Raw genomic sequence first — 16,741 nt, 5'->3', positions numbered from 1 at the left:
AAAATATAAGAGAAGAATATGCTCTACTCTACATATTCTTCTCTTAGTATTCATTCACTTTATTTATTATACATACTTCTATCAACATCAACTAGTATCCAATCTCTTGTGTCTGCTATTTGTCGTCCATTTTCGATTAATGTTGTATTAAAATTAGGGGCAAAAGTTTGAACATTTCTTCCGCTCACTCTCAGCACATATCCTACCCAGTATCCATAAGTAGAATTCGGTGTGATGAAGTATTTATCTGTTGCGTATAATTGTAAGAAATTATCTTGAATATCTTGATCTTCAACTACTATTTCATTCGAAAAACTAAATAATACTTTTAATTTTGGAGCTAACTCTTCTTTACACCAAGTTGTGTCATCTGAAGTTATTCTTATTGTTAAATCAGAAATATCGCCTTCTTTTTCTTTGATTATTTCTAAGCAGTCAATCACATACTTAACCGCGTTATACCCATATTTCTCTGCTCTATCTCCATCTAAAAAATCTGTTCTTCTTATCGCTATTGTTATGTTTTTTTTATCAAACTGACTAGATAGTTCTTCTACTCTTTCTAAAAGATATTCTCTACAGAATGAGTCCAATAACTCTGTGCCATAATCTTGTCCTGATATTTGATAATATCCGAATGGCTCTAGCTCACAACCTTGCGCTTTTCCAAATAACTCAGCTGTTTTCGGAAAGAAACTTTGTGCAAATTTAAAATAACCTGTTCTTAGTACATAGCTTTCTTCTATACCAGCTAATCTATCTTTATGTGCTTGCATTAATACAAATAGTAGATTACCAAGTTGGAATCCTCTATCGTTATAATAAACTTTCACTCTAAATTTCCTTTCCTATATTTTTTGTTTCATAAAATATTTACCCAAAAATGTATCCTCGTTTGGATTTTCATAGAGATCTTTAATCTGTTTTCCTATAAATACTTCTGTCTCAGATATACTAGTTTTTAATCCTTGTGATTCTTCCATATTTTCTACAAGAGTTTTAGCTAATGCAGCTATCGGAGTAACCTGAAAAATCTTATCATCTGGATAAATATCTACTATATTTGGTAACTTTTCTAGTAGATTCTTTGGTAATTCATTATATCGTTCCCAAAGATTAGTATTTCCTATTTTTTTATAATAATCCATTAATTCAGGTAATTTTTTAATATAATCATCAGATAAAAAACTCCACTGTTTCGTAATAACATCACTAATGAAACCTTTATTTAAACTAGTTCCATATAGAGTATCTACCAAATAAACTGTGTGATTACTATGATGAACTAGGACACTATCTAGCACCTTTTTTTGAACTTTTCCATATAGTTTTTCCGCTTCATAAATAACTGATTGTGATGATATTAGAATAAATCTATTCGTCTTTATTTCTTTTATTATTCTACACAGCTCTTCTATGTCTTTGTCACTGTTATCAAGTTCTAAATTTGTTTTTAGCTTCCCTGAGGATGGAGCTGCACATATAGTAATGTCATATTCACTATGTAGGACGTCAGTTATATTTCTCCTAGTAAAAGTATTCACATGTAGATTATCTATTTTAAGTAACTGATTAAATATTTCCTCACCTACTGATCCTGTCTCACCTATTAAAGCAATGTTTTTCATTATTTCACATCACTTTCTATAATAGCTATCACTTCGTCATAAGATAGACTTCCCTTATCTTTTTCCGAAATTATCGGTGTTGTAGTCATATCCCAAGGTAAGTTAAGTTTTAGATCTAATGGAGTAATACCTAAGTATTTTTCATTTGGATTATAATATCCAGTTACAATATAATTCAATATTCCATTTTCTACTAAAGATTGTGCGCCGTTCGCAACACCTTCAGGAACGAATACTGCCATACCAGGTTTTACATCAAGAGACATTACCTTTTTATATGTATGAGATTCACGGCGCAAATCTACAAAACACATTCTAAATGTTCCCCACGCAACTGTCATTAATTTCGCCCATCCTTGGCAGTGCATACCCCTTAGAGTCCCTTTATTCGACACTGAAACATTGTTTTGCAGATCATTATTGAAGAACTCTTTTGGTACTCCAAATTTTATTAAATCATTTTTCTTCCAGTTTTCTAGAAAATATCCTCTATCATCATGGTGAAGTGGACTTGTCAAAACTAACAATCCATCAATACCATTGTATTCTTTACATAAATCCATTTCCTAAACCTCTTCTCTATATAAGTCTACTCTATATTATCATACTTCTTTTGTGCAAACAAGTTGAAGAAAATCTAATAAAAAGAAAGATCTATACAATCAAACTTAATCGAATTTCCTAGGAAATAAATAATTCATTTGATTATATAGACCTTATTTTTTACTTGGTTAAGTAAGTCAAAATACAAAAACTTCTGTTTTAATTTTCTTACTCAAATACCTTTATAAATCTTTTTTGAACTTTATCACAGGTATAACCGATATGTTCATAGAATTTATGTGCTTCTTCACGTTTCATGGCAGAATTTAACCTAATAAAGCTAATATTATTGTCTACAGCATAGTCTTCTAACTCATTCATAAGTTTTCTACCTATTCCCCTACCTTGAAAATCAGGATTAACAGCGAGTCCTAAAATATTTAATCCTAGATTACTATAGAAACTTTCATACATTTGAGCATGAACAAATCCTATAATCTTCCTTGTGTTTTCATCTTCATAACCGATAATAATATGTTGTTTCTTGTCATTAGTTAGTTTCTCTATTTGTCTTTTCACATTTTCAACATCTACATCATAACCTAATGCTGCTTTACAAATTTCTGCTACTTCTTGTACATCTTCTATATTTATTTCCCTAAACATATACTCACCTTCTGATTTTATCAAATATTATTTAACATGCAACTTACTGCAACTTAAATTCTATGTTTACTTCGCGACTTCTATTAAAGCTTGTTTAACTAAATCGAATTCTCTTGTTCGAAGTGTTCTCATATCAAGAATTAATTCATTGTCTTTAATACGTGTAATAATAGGTATTTCTACTTCTAATAGACGACGTTCTAGTTCTGTCGCACTTAGTCTTGGGTGTTCTAATTTTACCACAACACTTTCTAAGTAACTTGCTGGATAGCTTCCTCCACCGACTTCTGCCTTATCTTCAGCTATTGTAATCTTGAAGTCTAAGTCACCAAGTCTTGTTTTTAGTACGTCTGCTTTACCAAATAAGCGTTCTTTTGATAATGAAATCATGTGCAATGTCGGAATGTGTTCTAGTGCTTCTTTTTCATCTAGATATAGTTTTAATGTAGCTTCTAATGCAGCTAAAGTCATCTTATCTACACGTAACGTACGAGTAAGTTGGTTCTTTTTCATTTTTTCTATATATTCTTTTTTACCAACGATAATACCTGCTTGTGGTCCTCCCAGAAGTTTATCTCCACTGAAAGTTACTATATCAATACCACTATCAAGCACTTCTTTTACAGTTGGTTCGTAAGGTAATCCATATTTAGAAAAGTCTACGAACTGCCCGCTTCCTAAGTCGTTTATAGACACTAGTTCGTTCTCACGAGCAAGGTAAGATATCTCTTCATTAGATACTTCTTTAGTAAATCCTACAATCTTATAGTTACTAGTATGAACTTTTAACAATGCTCCTGTATTGTCATTAATCGCATTCTCATAATCTTTTAAATGTGTTTTATTCGTAGTACCTACTTCAATAGGAGTACCACCACTTAGTTTTATAATTTCAGGAATTCTGAATGCTCCACCAATTTCTACCAGCTCTCCACGAGAAACTACTATTTCCTTGTCTTTAACTAGTGTATTTAACGTTAACAGTACAGCCGCAGCATTGTTGTTAACTACAAGGACATCTTCTGCACCTGTTAATTTTTTGATAATATCAATAAGGTGGACATAACGACTTCCACGTTTTTTATTATCTATATCAAACTCAAGGTTAGAATAGTTAAATGCTACTCTCTCAATATTTTCTTTAATCTTCTGACTTAGTAAACTACGACCTAAGTTTGTGTGTAAAATTGTTCCAGTTGCATTAATTACTCTACGTAAAGAATTTCTATCTTCTTTTTTTACTATTTGTGTAACTTCTACTACAATTTTCTCTAAACTTGGAACTTCGAATAATTCTTCATTTAGTATTTCTTGTTTAATTCTATCAATATATTCTTTTATCGCTGATTTCACCGCTACTTCTGCATATTCATTTATTAGTGCTTTTACTTCATCTAATAATAAAATCTTATTTATTGCGGGAATTTGTGATAATAATTGTTTTGACATAATAATTCTCCTAAATTTCTTTTGCTAATGTTTTTATAGCATTAATAGCATAATCTACTTCTTCTTCTGTATTCATACTAGAAAAAGAAAATCTCACTATACCTTGTTCTTTTGTCCCTAGTACCTCATGCATTAGAGGTGCGCAATGTGCTCCAGGTCTAACAGCAATGTCATATTCTTCAGCAAGTACATCTGCTACATCTGAAGCTGAAATACCTTTGAAGTTCAATGAAACTACTGCTGTACGTTCTTTTGTAAAATCTCCATAAAACTCTAAACAATCTAAGTCTTTTAATTCGTTATAGAATTTGTTCGCAAAGTTCATCTGTTTTTTATAAAGATTTTCTATTCCTTGTCTATTTATATATTTTATTCCCTCATGCAAACCTAAGATTCCTGCAGTGTTAAGCGTACCCGCTTCTAAGCGCAGTGGATATTCTCCTGGATGTTTCTCATCGAAAGTTCTAACTCCACTTCCACCGACTTTAAATCTCTTAATTTCAGGTTCTTTAAGTCTTACACATAGCCCACCAATTCCTTGTGGTCCGTACAGACTTTTATGCCCAGTAAAACATAATACATCTATTCCTAGTTCATCTATATTGATAGGCACTACTCCAGCAGTTTGCGAAGCATCCACAACTGAAATAATATTGTGTTTTTTACAGATAGCAGCAACTTTTTCCAAGTCTACTATATTCCCTGTAACATTTGAACCATGCGTGATAGCGATCATTTTTGTATTAGGTTTGATAGCTTTTTCTAACTCCTCATAGTCGATTAATCCTGTTTTTCCAGCTCTAACAATCGTATAGTCACATCCTATTGTTTCATGAGCTAAATAAACTGGTCTTAATACCGAATTATGTTCCATAGAAGTCGTAATTACATGATCTTCTTTTTCTAATAATCCTAATATTGCTATATTTAGACTTTCTGTAGAATTACTCGTAAATACTACTCTGTCTTCATCTTTCAAACCGAAGAATTTTGCAATATCATTTCTTGCTTCAAACACTTCACGAAAAGCGTTATTCGCTTCATAATAACTGCCCCTTGATGCATTTGCATATTTCGCCGATGATAGTACTTCATAGACTTTGTCCGCCACTTCTTTAGGTTTTTTTAGCGACGTTGCTCCATAGTCGAAATAATAACTCATATCCCTTACCTTATCTAAGTCAATTTTGTACGATGACTTAGCTCCCTTCTTTATTTATTTTTTCGCTAATACTCGATAATTTTCTACACGTCGAGTAATTCCTAGTTTATCGATATATTCTAAAATAGCCATAGAATATTTTCTACTAGAACCTGTCATATCTCTAAATTCAGCTAATCCCATTTGATCATTTACTTTAAAATGATCTTCTACTTTTTGAATAGCTTCTTTTAATACATTAGCATGTAATACTAAATCAGCATCTAATCTAACTATTGTATTGTCGATTAGAGATTCTAATATCTCAACTTTCGGTTTTTCTCCGTTTGTTAAATCTTTAATAGTCGGTGGTGTAAATCCTCCTTCTAGTAAAGCCTTCTCTATTCTTTCTTTTTCAGCCAATTGTTTCTTATCATAATTAACTACGAAATCTTTTTCAGCTACTAAATTACCCTCTAGTCGAATTTCGTTGTTCGCTATAAATAGATCAAGTAGCTCTAATGTTTCTTTTTGAGAAAGTTTAAACTTAGAAAGTACCTCAATTTTAGGAATACCAACTTTCAATTTGAATCTATTATGATATTCTACTAATAATTTTTTCAGTTTTTCTAATACTTCTTCATATTTTTTCTTATGAATATATCCTAACTTAGTCTCATAAACTGTAGCTGTTTCTATTAGTTGTGCTATTGATTCCACTATCTCTTCTTCTGGAAGTTGTAAATCTTTTACGATACTATCTTTAGAAACTAAATAATTATTATGTGATAGTATATAGTTAGCTATTAAATCTGATGTATTCCCTTCAAGCTGCACTTTAAGTTTTTCAAGAATTTCTTCATTAAATCTGCTATGTTTTTTTGGACTAGCATCAAGAATTACCCCTCCACCTATTGTAATCATTGGTGAATAAGTACGAATGATGAATTTATCATAATTTTTAACCGCTATTTCATCTTCTAGTCTAAGTTGAGCAAAACTGCTCTCTCCTGCTTTTAATAAATCTGTTCCAAGTGGTACAACCCTTGCCATGACTTCTTCAGTACCTATATATACACGCACTCTATCCCATAATTCAAGATTAGCTCTCTCATCATTAATTAATTTAATCTCACTATCTATCATATAAGTCTTTGTTAATGAATCTGCAGTCGCTAGAGTGTCTCCACGTTTTACATCATCAAACTTGATATTCGCTAAGTTTATCGCTGTTCTTTGGCCTGCGTAGGCTTTTTCTACATCTTTTGCGTGGACTTGTATATTTCTTACTTTTGTTTTTATTCCTTTTGGATAAATAACAAGTTCATCCCCTACATTTACTACACCTTCCGTAAGTGTTCCTGTAACAACCGTTCCGAATCCTTTCACCTGGAATGAACGGTCAATATTAAGTCTAGCATTTTTCTCGATATTTTTCGCTTCGATATCTTCTGTTTTCTTATCAATTGTTTCTAACAGGTTGTCTAAACCTTTTTTACTAATTGAGTCTACCTCTATAATTGGAGAATTTTCAAGGACTGTTCCAGCGATGAATTCTCGAATATCTTCTTTAACAAGTTCTCGATATTCTTCTTCAACTAAATCTATTTTTGTCATTACAATAATGTAGTTTTCAATTCCTAGTAAAGTTAAAATATCAACATGCTCTTTCGTCTGAGGCATTATACCTTCTCTTGAGTCAACTAGTAATAATACTAAGTTTATTCCACTAACTCCAGCTAACATATTTTTAATAAATTTTTCATGCCCTGGAACGTCAACTACACCACATCTTTTTCCACTTGGTAGATCAAAATAAGCAAATCCAAGATTTATCGACATTCCTCTGTCTTTTTCTTCTTGAGTAGTATCTGTTTCAATACCACTTAGAGCTTTTATCAGGGTCGTCTTCCCGTGATCAATATGCCCTGCAGTACCAATAATTACATTGTTATTCATACAATTCACCTTTACACTTTATATTAAGAATAGAGATTATGAGAGAGAACTTTACAAAATAGATTTTAAACTTTCTCTATAATAACCTCTATCCAAAATTTTATTTTAATTTATAATCTTTTAATTCTGTTATTATTCTTTTGATTCCAGCTTTTCTAGAATAATACAAACCACGATATTCGATTTTTTCATCCACTAACATTCTTACAACATTATCGAAATTATCCCAAGCTGTTTTTAGCATAAATCCACAACCTACTCCTATAGATGGATGTGTTGGAATAAGTGATGCTCCCATTTTTCTTTCTAGACAAATGTTATCCGCCTTTATTGAATCGTGTGTACTATTAAAAACTACTAATCCTTCTTCTACCATGTTTCCTCCTACGGTTGAATTACTTTATTAGCTTTTCTCATGTCTTCTACTATGAAGTACATGTTTGTTGGATTTCCAACCGCTAAATCAATATTGTGGTAGTCAATACACGCACCACAGCAAACTATCTCTACTCCACCTTCTTCTAGTGTTTTTAGCTCTTCTAGTACGTGGCTTCGAGTTTTATCTACTAAAATTCCACCATTATTATAGAAAATAATTTTTTTAGGAAGAACTTCTTGTTCACCTAAAGCATAAAGATATGCTTTAATTAATCTTTTACCTAGTTCTTCACTACCATGTCCCATTTGATCTTTGTTAATCACAACGATATAGCTGTCATCTTTAACTACTGGTAAAGCTTCTAATTGCGGCGTTTCTTCTCTTGTAATTTCAACTTTGAAGCCACCTTCAATATCAGAAACTTTAAACTCATAACTATTTTTACCAGCAAATTTTCTAAGACTTTCTACACTATCTTCAGTTTTTACTAATAAAGTTACTTTCGTATCTTCTTCTAGTGCACGTGTTGCTTGAGTTACAGGAACTACGCATTTATCACACAATGTATCCACGACTACACCAACACTTGCTTCTCCCTTAGAAATAGTAACGATATATTTATCTTTTGTTTCTTCTTTCACTGAGAAATTGAATCCTAATTGTTTAGCCATTTTTTCTAAGTTTTGAGTAGCTATAACATTGTCTACAATTGTTTCTACTACATCATTTTCTAATAATAATTTTTTTGTTTGAATAACTGGCATCGGGCAAGCTAAGCCTTGTGCATCTAAAATTTCTTTTTTCATACTTATATTCTCCTATTGTCTTCTGGTTATTTAATAATAACTGCTTTTTCTTGTTTTTCTATAACTTTTCCTACTATAGCACTCTTAATTTCAAGAGTGTTTAGTTTTTCTAATAATTCATACGCTTCACTTTCTGGTAAACTTATTAAAAGTCCTCCAGATGTTTGTGGATCGTACATTATTTCTTCTAATGCAAAGTCTTTAATCTGATATTCTACATTTGGCTCAACGAATGTTCTGTTAAGTTGACCACCTGCGGTAATAACAAATTCATTTGCACATTTATACGCTTCTTCGATATATGGAATATCTTTCGAATATACTTCTGCTGAATATTTATCATCCAACATTTCTACAAGATGTCCTAAAAAACCGAATCCAGTAATATCTGTACAACTATTAACATTAAAGTCTTTCATCATTTGAGCAGAATATTTATTAAGTGTTGTCATTTGTTTAACACTTTGAGCAAATGCTTCTTCTGAACATTCTTTTACCATATGAGCTGTATTAATAATACTCACTCCTAATGGTTTTGTTACGATTAATAAATCTCCTACTTTACAATTGTTATTTTGTAATATTTTATCAGGATGAACTATTCCTGTTACCGATAATCCGTATTTTGGTGTAGCATCGTGAATAGAGTGTCCTCCTGCAAGAACCCCTCCTGCTTCATGAACTTTTTCCGCTCCACCTTTTAATATTTGATGTAAAATTTCTAGGTCCATATTCTCTGGGAAAGCTACTATATTTAATGCTGAAATAACTTCTCCACCCATTGCATAAACGTCACTAAGCGCATTAGTCGCTGCAATTTGCCCATATAGATATGGATCATTTATCATTGTTGTAAAGAAATCTAATGTTTGAATAATCGCCTTATCTTCGGAAATTTTATAAACGGCTGCATCATCCGAAGATTCATACCCAACTATTAAATTTTTATCTTCTTTTTTTGGAAGGTCTTTTAGTATATCTGATAAGGCTCCCGGCCCTATTTTCGAGTTTCAACCTCCACACACAATCATGTTCATTTTCTTTTCTGACATATTTACCTCCTATACTACTACTTATCTATAATTATACTACTTAACACTTTAATTTAAAAGTATTATTTAGTTTTTTAATGTAAAAATAGACAACTAACAGATAGTAATTTTCATCTATTAATTGTCTATAATTTTATTTATTATTTTTTGAAACTCACGTGAACGTGGTCATAGTGGTTAGCAGTTACTCCACCACGGTTAGGCATTATGTTCCATGTATTTGCTGGTCCATAAATGTTTTGTTGTGGCATATAGAATCTTTGTTTCCAGATAATGTAATAAACTCCAAGTTCATCCATGTGCTTAGTTAAGTACTCTGCAAGTTGGTCACCTTGTGCTGAGTTTACAGGCACCATGAAGTCTACAGCCATACCAGAGTTATGTCCGTGACCAGTACCATCGTCGTCTCCCGCTCTAAATAGTGAGAAGCTTGTTATTCCGAATTTCTTCGCTAAAGCTACTTTCATCTTTTTAGTATGAGGAGTTAATCCATTCATCGCAGGATCTGCTAATTCTGCTGCAGTTACTTCTGGTAATCCACCAGCTACTGTAGTTGTTTGTTTTGCTTCAGCTGCTTTTTTTGCTTCAGCTGCTTTTTTAGCTTCGGCTTCTTTTTCTGCTTTAGCTTTTGCTTCGGCTTCTTGTTTTAATTTAGCATCAGCCGCTGCTTTTGTTTCTGCTGCACTCTTAGCTTCGGCTTCTTTTACTTTCGCATCCGCAGCTGCTTTTGTTTCTGCTTCTTTCGCTTTCGTATCTGCAGCTGCCTTTGTTTCTGCTGCTTTCTTAGCTTCTACTTCTTTTGCTTTCGCATCTGCAGCTGCTTTTGTTTCTGCTGCTTTCTTAGCTTCTGCTTCTTTTGCTTTCGCATCTGCAGCTGCCTTTGTTTCTGCTACTTTCTTAGCTTCGGCTTCTTCTTTAGCTTTTTGCTCAGCAGTTACTTCTCTCTTCTCAGCAAGTTGATCTAAAGTTGTTTTATTTTCAGTATTTTTATCTACCGGTTTGGCTGCTTGTTCTTGAGAATCATCAACTTCTACATCATAACTTACTACAGCGTTGAAAGTGTGATTCCCTATAATTACAACAGATTTAACAGTTTCTCTTTTAACTGCAGTATGTGGTAATTTTCTAGTAGTTACGTCAGCATTTATATCTATCTCATACTCTACTACTTCTCCCACTTTGATAGCTTCTTTTTTAACTACATATTCTTTTCTATCTTCTGTAGTTACTCGTGCAACTACATTAGAAACGTTTTTAGCTGTTGTAAGTTTCACATAGTAGTGTCCATTTTTTTCATAAACACTAGCTTTTACATCTTTTTTATTAACATTAACTGCCGCATTATTAACTTCATTAGCAACTGTAACTGCTCCAGATGCCCCAACTAATAACACTAACCCTGTTAATATTCTTCTAGTCAATTTCGTTTTACTCATTAAATTTCTCCTAAATTTATTGTTGTGTCAATTATATCTGATTTACATATTTTAATCAATAGAATTTCTGATTTGTAATATATTCTGATTTTCTTTACAATTTCGTTACAAACTTTTGTTTAATTACATTAGCTTTAGAATAAGTTTTCATAGAGTATAATTAGTTACAATTGTAGATGAAGATGACAATAGTGTCTTCAAATTGTAATATAAAAAAAGCTAACTAACATCTAACTTTAGAAAATCTAATTGGGTTTTCTATAATTTTGATGTTAATAAGCTTAATATATTTAATTTACTATTTTATACTGGTTTACCACCTTTAAAAATAGTATTTGATCCATCTAAATATTTACCTGCTTTTGGAGTAGTTCCATTAAACGCTTCATTAGAGCTTTGGTGTTGTACAAGATATACTTGACCATTTTTTATTGTTACTCCTGCACCTACATCTTTAGCAGTTGCATCTAATAAGGTATTTCTGTGTCCGTATGGATATTTAGCTACTACATTTCCAATTTCTTTGAATAGAATATCAAATAATCTTTGTGCAACTTCTTCCGGTGTCCCTGTATCTCCAGTTATAGAAATATTAGCTAAAATATAATTTGCATACCCTGCTGCTTTTGCCGCATCTTTTTCATATTGTATTGTTCCATTTGGTCCATGAATATTTGCATCAACTGCACGTGTTGGTACATCTGAACTTCTAAATTTAGAAGAAGAATTTAATGCTGCATTTTCTGATAACGCTGGCAATCCATTAATATTTCTTAATTTAGCAACTTTATCTAAGAATGCTTTTCTTATTTGTTCTTCTCTACTTCCTGCTGCTGGTGCTGCTGGAGTTTGTTGTTTCGGTTTTTCAGTTTCTGTTTTTGTAGCTACTTTTTCTTCTTTAACTGCTTGTGCTTTTCTTCCCACAGCTTTAGTATCTTCTTTAGCTGGCGTTGCTACTGCACTTCTATCAGTTCCAGCAACTGGTTTTGTCGATTTTTTAACTAAATCAGCTGGTTTATCAGCTGGTTTTTCGTTATCTGAAGTGTTTGGTCTAGCAACTGTTGTCTCAGCCGTTTTTGGAGCTTCAACTGATTTTGTATTTTCTGCAGGAGTAGTTGCTGCTGGTTGTTCTGATTTAGTTGCAGCTTCGTTTCCTTTTGATTGATCATTAGTTGCTGAAGTTTCTGGCGTATTTTCTTTTTTAGATTCGTTCACTGGTTTAGGAGTTTCTTTTTGTTTTGCTTTTACTTCATCAGTTGCAATTTCATAACGAACATTAATATTAAAAGTATGTGTTCCTACTTTATTAACTGCAGTATATCCTTCTCTTTTAACCTCTGTATTAGGTAATTTTCTTGTTGGAGCTTTTGCTGTCATATCTAATTCTACTACAACTTCTTCCCCAGCTTTAATAAGGTCTTTTTTCAATACAAACTCTGATTTAGTTTCAGTTGTAATACGAGCAATAACATTTGCTACTTCTTTATCTGCTACTAGTTTTGCATAATAATGACCATTTAATTCATATACTTTTGCTTTTACGCTAGCTTTATTTACATCAACAGCTGCAGTTTTAACTTCAACTGCATTTGTTGGTAGTGATGTTATACCTGTTAATAATACTAATCCTGTTAAAACTTTACTCGTTAACTTTATTCCTTGTTTTTTCATTATATATTCTCCTCATTTCATCGAAATCGTTTTAATTCTTAATTTAATAGTTACTTCTCCTTAATTATAATCATTCTAAATTTTATTATCAATAGATTTTCTATTTTGTAATACAAAATACATTTTGTAACAATTTAGAAATATTTAAAAATGAAGAGAATAATTCAAATCTGTGCAAACAATTTAATTACTTTATTTTTATTAGTTACTTTTAATTCCCATTTCTTTTAAAAATTAGAAATATTATTCATAAACACTTTAAAATAGACCTTTTATATGTTTTTTTAATTTTTTCGCTTAAAACTAAATTTAAAGTATATTTAAGGTTCAAAGCTTATAATATATTCATAACTAGTAAATAGTTATAAACTTCATAAACTTTCCTTTTCTATAAGAGACCGAGACAAATGTGCTCGGTTTTTTTTGTTTATAAAGAAGGATAGAAGCCGATTTCATCGGCTTCTATCCTTCTTTATTGTAATATATATCATCGTCTAATATCTTACTTTGTTTGATTATTAATTCAGATCCTTCTATTACTATTATATTTAATTTACCTCCATAAACACAGCCACCATCAATATTTATTCGATTATCCTTTATTTCATAATAAGGATTTTCTTTAACAGGGCTGTGTCCATGAAATACTTTTTTATTATATTTCATCTCGCTTGTTAAAAATGGTTCTCTTATCCAAACCATATCACGATGTATTTGATCCCAAAAGTTTTTATTAAAATCTACACCGGCATGCACAAAGTAATAATCTTCACTCTCATACCTTGTAGGCAGATTTTGCAACCATTTCCTTAGATTTTTTTTATCTCTAGCAAATTTTTGGAAGTATTCTCTTCGTGATTCCGTTGTTGCTTCTGGATAAAACGACTGTAATGTTGTTAGCCCATTATTCCTAAAATAGTGATTTTGTCTTTTTGAAGATGTATTGTCATACATTGCTTCTTTTATCGCTAAATTAAACATGTCTTCATGATTTCCCAATAAAACTACGTGTTGTTTGTGAGTTTTTTGTAAATTATAAAAATATTCCCAAACTAATTTAGTGTTTTTACCTCTATCACACATATCTCCTAAACAAATTAATTTATCTTCATTACTGTTGAATTCTACTTCATCAAGTAATTTCTTCATCGTATAAAAACATCCATGTATATCTGAAATTACTATTGTTCTCATAAAAACACCTACTTCTTCATTTAATTCTTATATCTATAATAATAGAAAATAACTATAATGTAAATAGTAGGGGCTGACCAAAAGACCTAAAACTTAACAAAGTTCATATGAGAACTCATAGACGCAGTGGTTTATTGATATCTAAATAAACTTTGCGAGGGTGACTCGACAAAATCGATTTCTTCGAAATCACGATTTTTAAGTCACTCCCTATTGAATTACATCGTTTACAATTTAATACTTATTCTTTAGGATATCATTTTTAATTAAACTTTTCACATGATATAATATTAGTAAATTACTATGAAAGGCGCAGCTTATGGAGAATAATTTACTTTGTTTTAAACGCACTTCAAACCTTACTGCTCTATCACTTCCAAAAAACTATAGAGAGGGCTTTTATACTAAACAAGGTGTTTGGACAAAACTGATAATAGTTAAAGGAAAAATGAAATTAAGCTTTCTAGATATAGAGAACAGCGTAATTAAACAGTGTTCTTTAAATAAAAAGAGTGAAATTAGTCTCATTGAACCAGAAAGCACATTTAGAATTCATCCTAATTCTACTGACCTACAGTTTCACCTAGAATTTTACTGTACAGCTGAGAATTACTTTTTTAACAAGTACAACCTAAGTCCGGCTCATCCGGAAGTTGTAGCTGCAATGAAATATATAAAACCTTGCAAAACATTAGACTTAGGTGCAGGTCAAGGAAAAAATTCATTATACCTTTCTTCATTAAATTTTAAAATTACTGCTGTTGATATTGATGCGAAATTCTTACAAGATCTTGCTGATATATCAATTAAAGAAAAACTAAATCTTAATGTTTTTAAACATGATATTGTCGAAGCAAATATAAAAGATACATATGATTTTATCTTTGCTACTGATGTATTCATGTATTTGAATCCAACAAGAATACATAGTATTATCGCAAATATCAAAAAACAAACTAATGATGGTGGATACAATCTAATCGTGAGCGCATTAAACAAAGCAGGTCATAGATGCCCTCCTTTCCCCTTTACTTTTATTGAAGGTGAGTTAAAAAACTATTATAATGATTGGAAGATAATTAAGTATAATGAGAATCTTTCCGCTTCACCTTATCCATACGCTGTAATTCTTGCTCAAAAAATATCAGAATAAAATCTATCCCCACAAGATTATTCAAATTTTCTTGTGGGGATCTTTTTTCTATTTAATATTTTCTCTAATATCTTTTTGGTACCATACGACATCATACCAACGATTAAATTTATAACCTACTTTTTCGAAATGAGCTACCTTTCTAAACCCTCTCTTCTCATGAAACGATACACTACCTTCATCCGGATATGCTATACATGAAGTTAATCTGCATATTCCTCTATCGTAAAGTTGTTTTTCAAGTTCATTATACAACTTCTCTCCAACACCTTTTCCACGAGCCTTTTCATCTAAATAAATCGTAATTTCAGCAGTCCATTTATATGCATCTTTCGGATAAAACTCACTAGCATATGCATATCCTAATAAATCATCTCCTTCTTCCGCTACTAAAAATGGGTAACTTTGAATTGATTTTGAGATTTTTTCTTCGAATTCGTGTACACTTGGTACAGTGTAGTCAAAAGTAATAGCCGTATGTTCTACATATGGTCTATAAATATTTACTAAATTTTCGGCATCTTGTAATTCAACCGTTCTAACGTTTAACATTATCTATCTCCTTGAATACTCCCTTTTACAAAGTCAATAATCGCTTTAGTTGCCTCTTCTTGTTGAGCTCCTCTAAATCCATGACCAGCTCCTGGAATTTCTTTTAACCTAGCATTTTTAAAAGTTTCTATAGCACGTCTCGAATAACTTATCGGTGCTACATTATCACTTGTTCCATGGACAATAAGAACTTTTCCATCGTAGTTCTTCATATCATTATAAACATCATAGTCTAATGATTTTTCAAAATAAGCTTTTCCTACTTCTGTTACTCTATCTTGTTGATTATTTTTAGGAGAAAATTGTAATTTCACTCCTAAAGCAACTCCTACTACAGCAACTAATACTGCTATTCCTATTACTATTTTTTAAAAATTCATTTATCCTTCTTTCTTGTAATCTAATTTAATATTAGTACATATCTTATTTTACCCTATTAAAGATTATCTTTCTTGATTTTATCTAATAAAGCCGTACATCCTTTAGTTACATCGCTAAATGTTGTTTTGAAATCTCCTGTATACCACGGATCATCAATAATTCTATCTTCTCCTGCGTATTCTAATAATTTTTTAACCTCACCAGTTTTTCTCCCTGCGATAAATTTCTTAATGTTTTCTATATTACTATCATCCATTCCTATGATATAGTCTGCTTGTATGTCACTATCATTAAGGATACGAGAATACATTCCCTCTACTCCAATTCCAACTTTAGCAAGTTCTTTTCTAGTTCCACTATGAACGGGATTACCGTGTTCCCAACTACTAGTTGCTGCTGAATCAATTTGAATTTTTTCGCTTAATCCTTCTTTTTCTACCATATCTCTAAGTATTGCTTCTGCCATAGGTGAACGACAAATATTCCCTAAACAAACAAATAATACTTTTACCATTTTTTCATTACCTCATTAATATTTATTTTCTATTTTATTATAACATAAAGAGTTAAAATCAACATAATAAAGACAAGGGGCTGACCTAAAGACCTAAATTTTAACAACGTGTATATGAGAACTCATAGACGCAGTGGTTTATTGATATCTAAAATCGCTTTAGAAAAGCTTTTTAGATATCTAATAAACTGTGCGGGGGTGACTCGACAAAATCTTG

Annotated in this window: 17 protein-coding genes; 1 reads left to right on the top strand and 16 read right to left on the bottom strand. The window is 31.4% G+C overall.

Annotation, left to right across the window (positions count from 1 at the left end):
- Positions 1–59 precede the first annotated feature (59 nt).
- From O5Y44_RS08485 to O5Y44_RS08425, 13 genes are all read right to left on the bottom strand, one after another.
- The gene (locus tag O5Y44_RS08485) at positions 60–833 is read right to left on the bottom strand and encodes an alpha-1,2-fucosyltransferase (protein ID WP_371465963.1); all 774 of its coding nucleotides are present in this window, start codon (positions 831–833) and stop codon (positions 60–62) included.
- Between the two features lie 15 nt (positions 834–848).
- Entirely contained in the window at positions 849–1,628 is a 780-nt protein-coding gene (locus O5Y44_RS08480; RefSeq protein WP_371465962.1) for a hypothetical protein, read from the bottom strand.
- Complete coding sequence (locus O5Y44_RS08475) at positions 1,628–2,191, bottom strand: dTDP-4-dehydrorhamnose 3,5-epimerase family protein (RefSeq protein ID WP_271988095.1); 564 nt, start codon at positions 2,189–2,191, stop codon at positions 1,628–1,630. The genes O5Y44_RS08480 and O5Y44_RS08475 overlap by 1 nt, the downstream gene beginning before the upstream one ends.
- Before the next feature lie 208 nt (positions 2,192–2,399).
- Positions 2,400–2,837 carry a GNAT family N-acetyltransferase gene (locus tag O5Y44_RS08470; protein WP_271988097.1) on the bottom strand — a complete coding sequence of 146 codons (438 nt, stop codon included), beginning with the start codon at positions 2,835–2,837 and terminating at the stop codon, positions 2,400–2,402.
- A 66-nt stretch (positions 2,838–2,903) separates the two neighbouring features.
- Complete coding sequence (gene selA, locus O5Y44_RS08465) at positions 2,904–4,286, bottom strand: L-seryl-tRNA(Sec) selenium transferase (RefSeq protein WP_371465961.1); 1,383 nt, start codon at positions 4,284–4,286, stop codon at positions 2,904–2,906.
- A gap of 10 nt (positions 4,287–4,296) precedes the next feature.
- Entirely contained in the window at positions 4,297–5,448 is a 1,152-nt protein-coding gene (locus O5Y44_RS08460) for an aminotransferase class V-fold PLP-dependent enzyme (RefSeq protein WP_371465959.1), read from the bottom strand.
- A 54-nt stretch (positions 5,449–5,502) separates the two neighbouring features.
- On the bottom strand, positions 5,503–7,386 hold the full coding sequence (selB, locus tag O5Y44_RS08455; protein WP_371465958.1) for a selenocysteine-specific translation elongation factor: 1,884 nt from the start codon (positions 7,384–7,386) through the stop codon (positions 5,503–5,505).
- A 100-nt stretch (positions 7,387–7,486) separates the two neighbouring features.
- Entirely contained in the window at positions 7,487–7,762 is a 276-nt protein-coding gene (locus tag O5Y44_RS08450; RefSeq protein ID WP_371465956.1) for a putative Se/S carrier protein, read from the bottom strand.
- A gap of 8 nt (positions 7,763–7,770) precedes the next feature.
- Positions 7,771–8,571, bottom strand: a complete 801-nt coding sequence (gene yedF / locus O5Y44_RS08445) for a sulfurtransferase-like selenium metabolism protein YedF (RefSeq protein ID WP_371465955.1) — start codon at positions 8,569–8,571, stop codon at positions 7,771–7,773.
- Between the two features lie 26 nt (positions 8,572–8,597).
- Complete coding sequence (gene selD, locus O5Y44_RS08440; RefSeq protein WP_371465964.1) at positions 8,598–9,572, bottom strand: selenide, water dikinase SelD; 975 nt, start codon at positions 9,570–9,572, stop codon at positions 8,598–8,600.
- Between the two features lie 191 nt (positions 9,573–9,763).
- Positions 9,764–11,059 (bottom strand): VldE C-terminal domain-containing protein, encoded by a 1,296-nt coding sequence (locus tag O5Y44_RS08435; protein ID WP_371465953.1) that lies wholly within the window; start codon positions 11,057–11,059, stop codon positions 9,764–9,766.
- 303 nt (positions 11,060–11,362) lie between these two features.
- Entirely contained in the window at positions 11,363–12,730 is a 1,368-nt protein-coding gene (locus O5Y44_RS08430) for a CAP domain-containing protein (protein ID WP_371465952.1), read from the bottom strand.
- 462 nt (positions 12,731–13,192) lie between these two features.
- Positions 13,193–13,924 (bottom strand): metallophosphoesterase family protein, encoded by a 732-nt coding sequence (locus O5Y44_RS08425; protein WP_371465951.1) that lies wholly within the window; start codon positions 13,922–13,924, stop codon positions 13,193–13,195.
- Positions 13,925–14,243: 319 nt separating this feature from the next.
- On the opposite strand from O5Y44_RS08425, the gene tehB reads away from it, so the two are divergent.
- Positions 14,244–15,077, top strand: a complete 834-nt coding sequence (gene tehB, locus O5Y44_RS08420) for a tellurite resistance methyltransferase TehB (RefSeq protein WP_316447047.1) — start codon at positions 14,244–14,246, stop codon at positions 15,075–15,077.
- A gap of 48 nt (positions 15,078–15,125) precedes the next feature.
- Here tehB and O5Y44_RS08415 read toward each other — a convergent pair whose 3' ends face one another.
- The 3 genes from O5Y44_RS08415 to O5Y44_RS08405 all read right to left on the bottom strand — a co-directional run bounded on the left by O5Y44_RS08415 (position 15,126) and on the right by O5Y44_RS08405 (position 16,524).
- A complete protein-coding gene (locus tag O5Y44_RS08415) occupies positions 15,126–15,629 on the bottom strand; it encodes a GNAT family N-acetyltransferase (protein WP_371465950.1) in 504 nt (167 codons plus the stop codon).
- Positions 15,629–15,943: an alpha/beta hydrolase family protein gene (locus O5Y44_RS08410; protein ID WP_371465949.1), complete on the bottom strand. Its 315-nt coding sequence runs from the start codon at positions 15,941–15,943 to the stop codon at positions 15,629–15,631. The genes O5Y44_RS08415 and O5Y44_RS08410 overlap by 1 nt, the downstream gene beginning before the upstream one ends.
- A gap of 122 nt (positions 15,944–16,065) precedes the next feature.
- The gene (locus O5Y44_RS08405) at positions 16,066–16,524 is read right to left on the bottom strand and encodes a low molecular weight protein-tyrosine-phosphatase (RefSeq protein ID WP_371465948.1); all 459 of its coding nucleotides are present in this window, start codon (positions 16,522–16,524) and stop codon (positions 16,066–16,068) included.
- Positions 16,525–16,741 lie beyond the last annotated feature (217 nt).

It is taken from the genome of Gemella sp. 27098_8_155, from assembly GCF_041433725.1.
GTDB lineage: Bacteria > Bacillota > Bacilli > Staphylococcales > Gemellaceae > Gemella > Gemella haemolysans_D.
This window is presented reverse-complemented; position numbering and strand designations above follow the sequence as displayed.

Excerpts from the sequence above, each read along its gene's own strand:
- O5Y44_RS08425 (WP_371465951.1), bottom strand. The coding sequence starts at position 13,924 with ATGAGAACAATAGTAATTTCAGATATACATGGATGTTTTTATACGATG.
- tehB (WP_316447047.1), top strand. The coding sequence starts at position 14,244 with ATGGAGAATAATTTACTTTGTTTTAAACGCACTTCAAACCTTACTGCT.
- O5Y44_RS08480 (WP_371465962.1), bottom strand. The coding sequence starts at position 1,628 with ATGAAAAACATTGCTTTAATAGGTGAGACAGGATCAGTAGGTGAGGAA.
- O5Y44_RS08415 (WP_371465950.1), bottom strand. The coding sequence starts at position 15,629 with ATGTTAAACGTTAGAACGGTTGAATTACAAGATGCCGAAAATTTAGTA.
- O5Y44_RS08430 (WP_371465952.1), bottom strand. The coding sequence starts at position 12,730 with ATGAAAAAACAAGGAATAAAGTTAACGAGTAAAGTTTTAACAGGATTA.
- O5Y44_RS08475 (WP_271988095.1), bottom strand. The coding sequence starts at position 2,191 with ATGGATTTATGTAAAGAATACAATGGTATTGATGGATTGTTAGTTTTG.
- selB (WP_371465958.1), bottom strand. The coding sequence starts at position 7,386 with ATGAATAACAATGTAATTATTGGTACTGCAGGGCATATTGATCACGGG.
- O5Y44_RS08405 (WP_371465948.1), bottom strand. The coding sequence starts at position 16,524 with ATGGTAAAAGTATTATTTGTTTGTTTAGGGAATATTTGTCGTTCACCT.
- O5Y44_RS08460 (WP_371465959.1), bottom strand. The coding sequence starts at position 5,448 with ATGAGTTATTATTTCGACTATGGAGCAACGTCGCTAAAAAAACCTAAA.
- O5Y44_RS08470 (WP_271988097.1), bottom strand. The coding sequence starts at position 2,837 with ATGTTTAGGGAAATAAATATAGAAGATGTACAAGAAGTAGCAGAAATT.
- yedF (WP_371465955.1), bottom strand. The coding sequence starts at position 8,571 with ATGAAAAAAGAAATTTTAGATGCACAAGGCTTAGCTTGCCCGATGCCA.
- selA (WP_371465961.1), bottom strand. The coding sequence starts at position 4,286 with ATGTCAAAACAATTATTATCACAAATTCCCGCAATAAATAAGATTTTA.
- O5Y44_RS08435 (WP_371465953.1), bottom strand. The coding sequence starts at position 11,059 with ATGAGTAAAACGAAATTGACTAGAAGAATATTAACAGGGTTAGTGTTA.
- O5Y44_RS08450 (WP_371465956.1), bottom strand. The coding sequence starts at position 7,762 with ATGGTAGAAGAAGGATTAGTAGTTTTTAATAGTACACACGATTCAATA.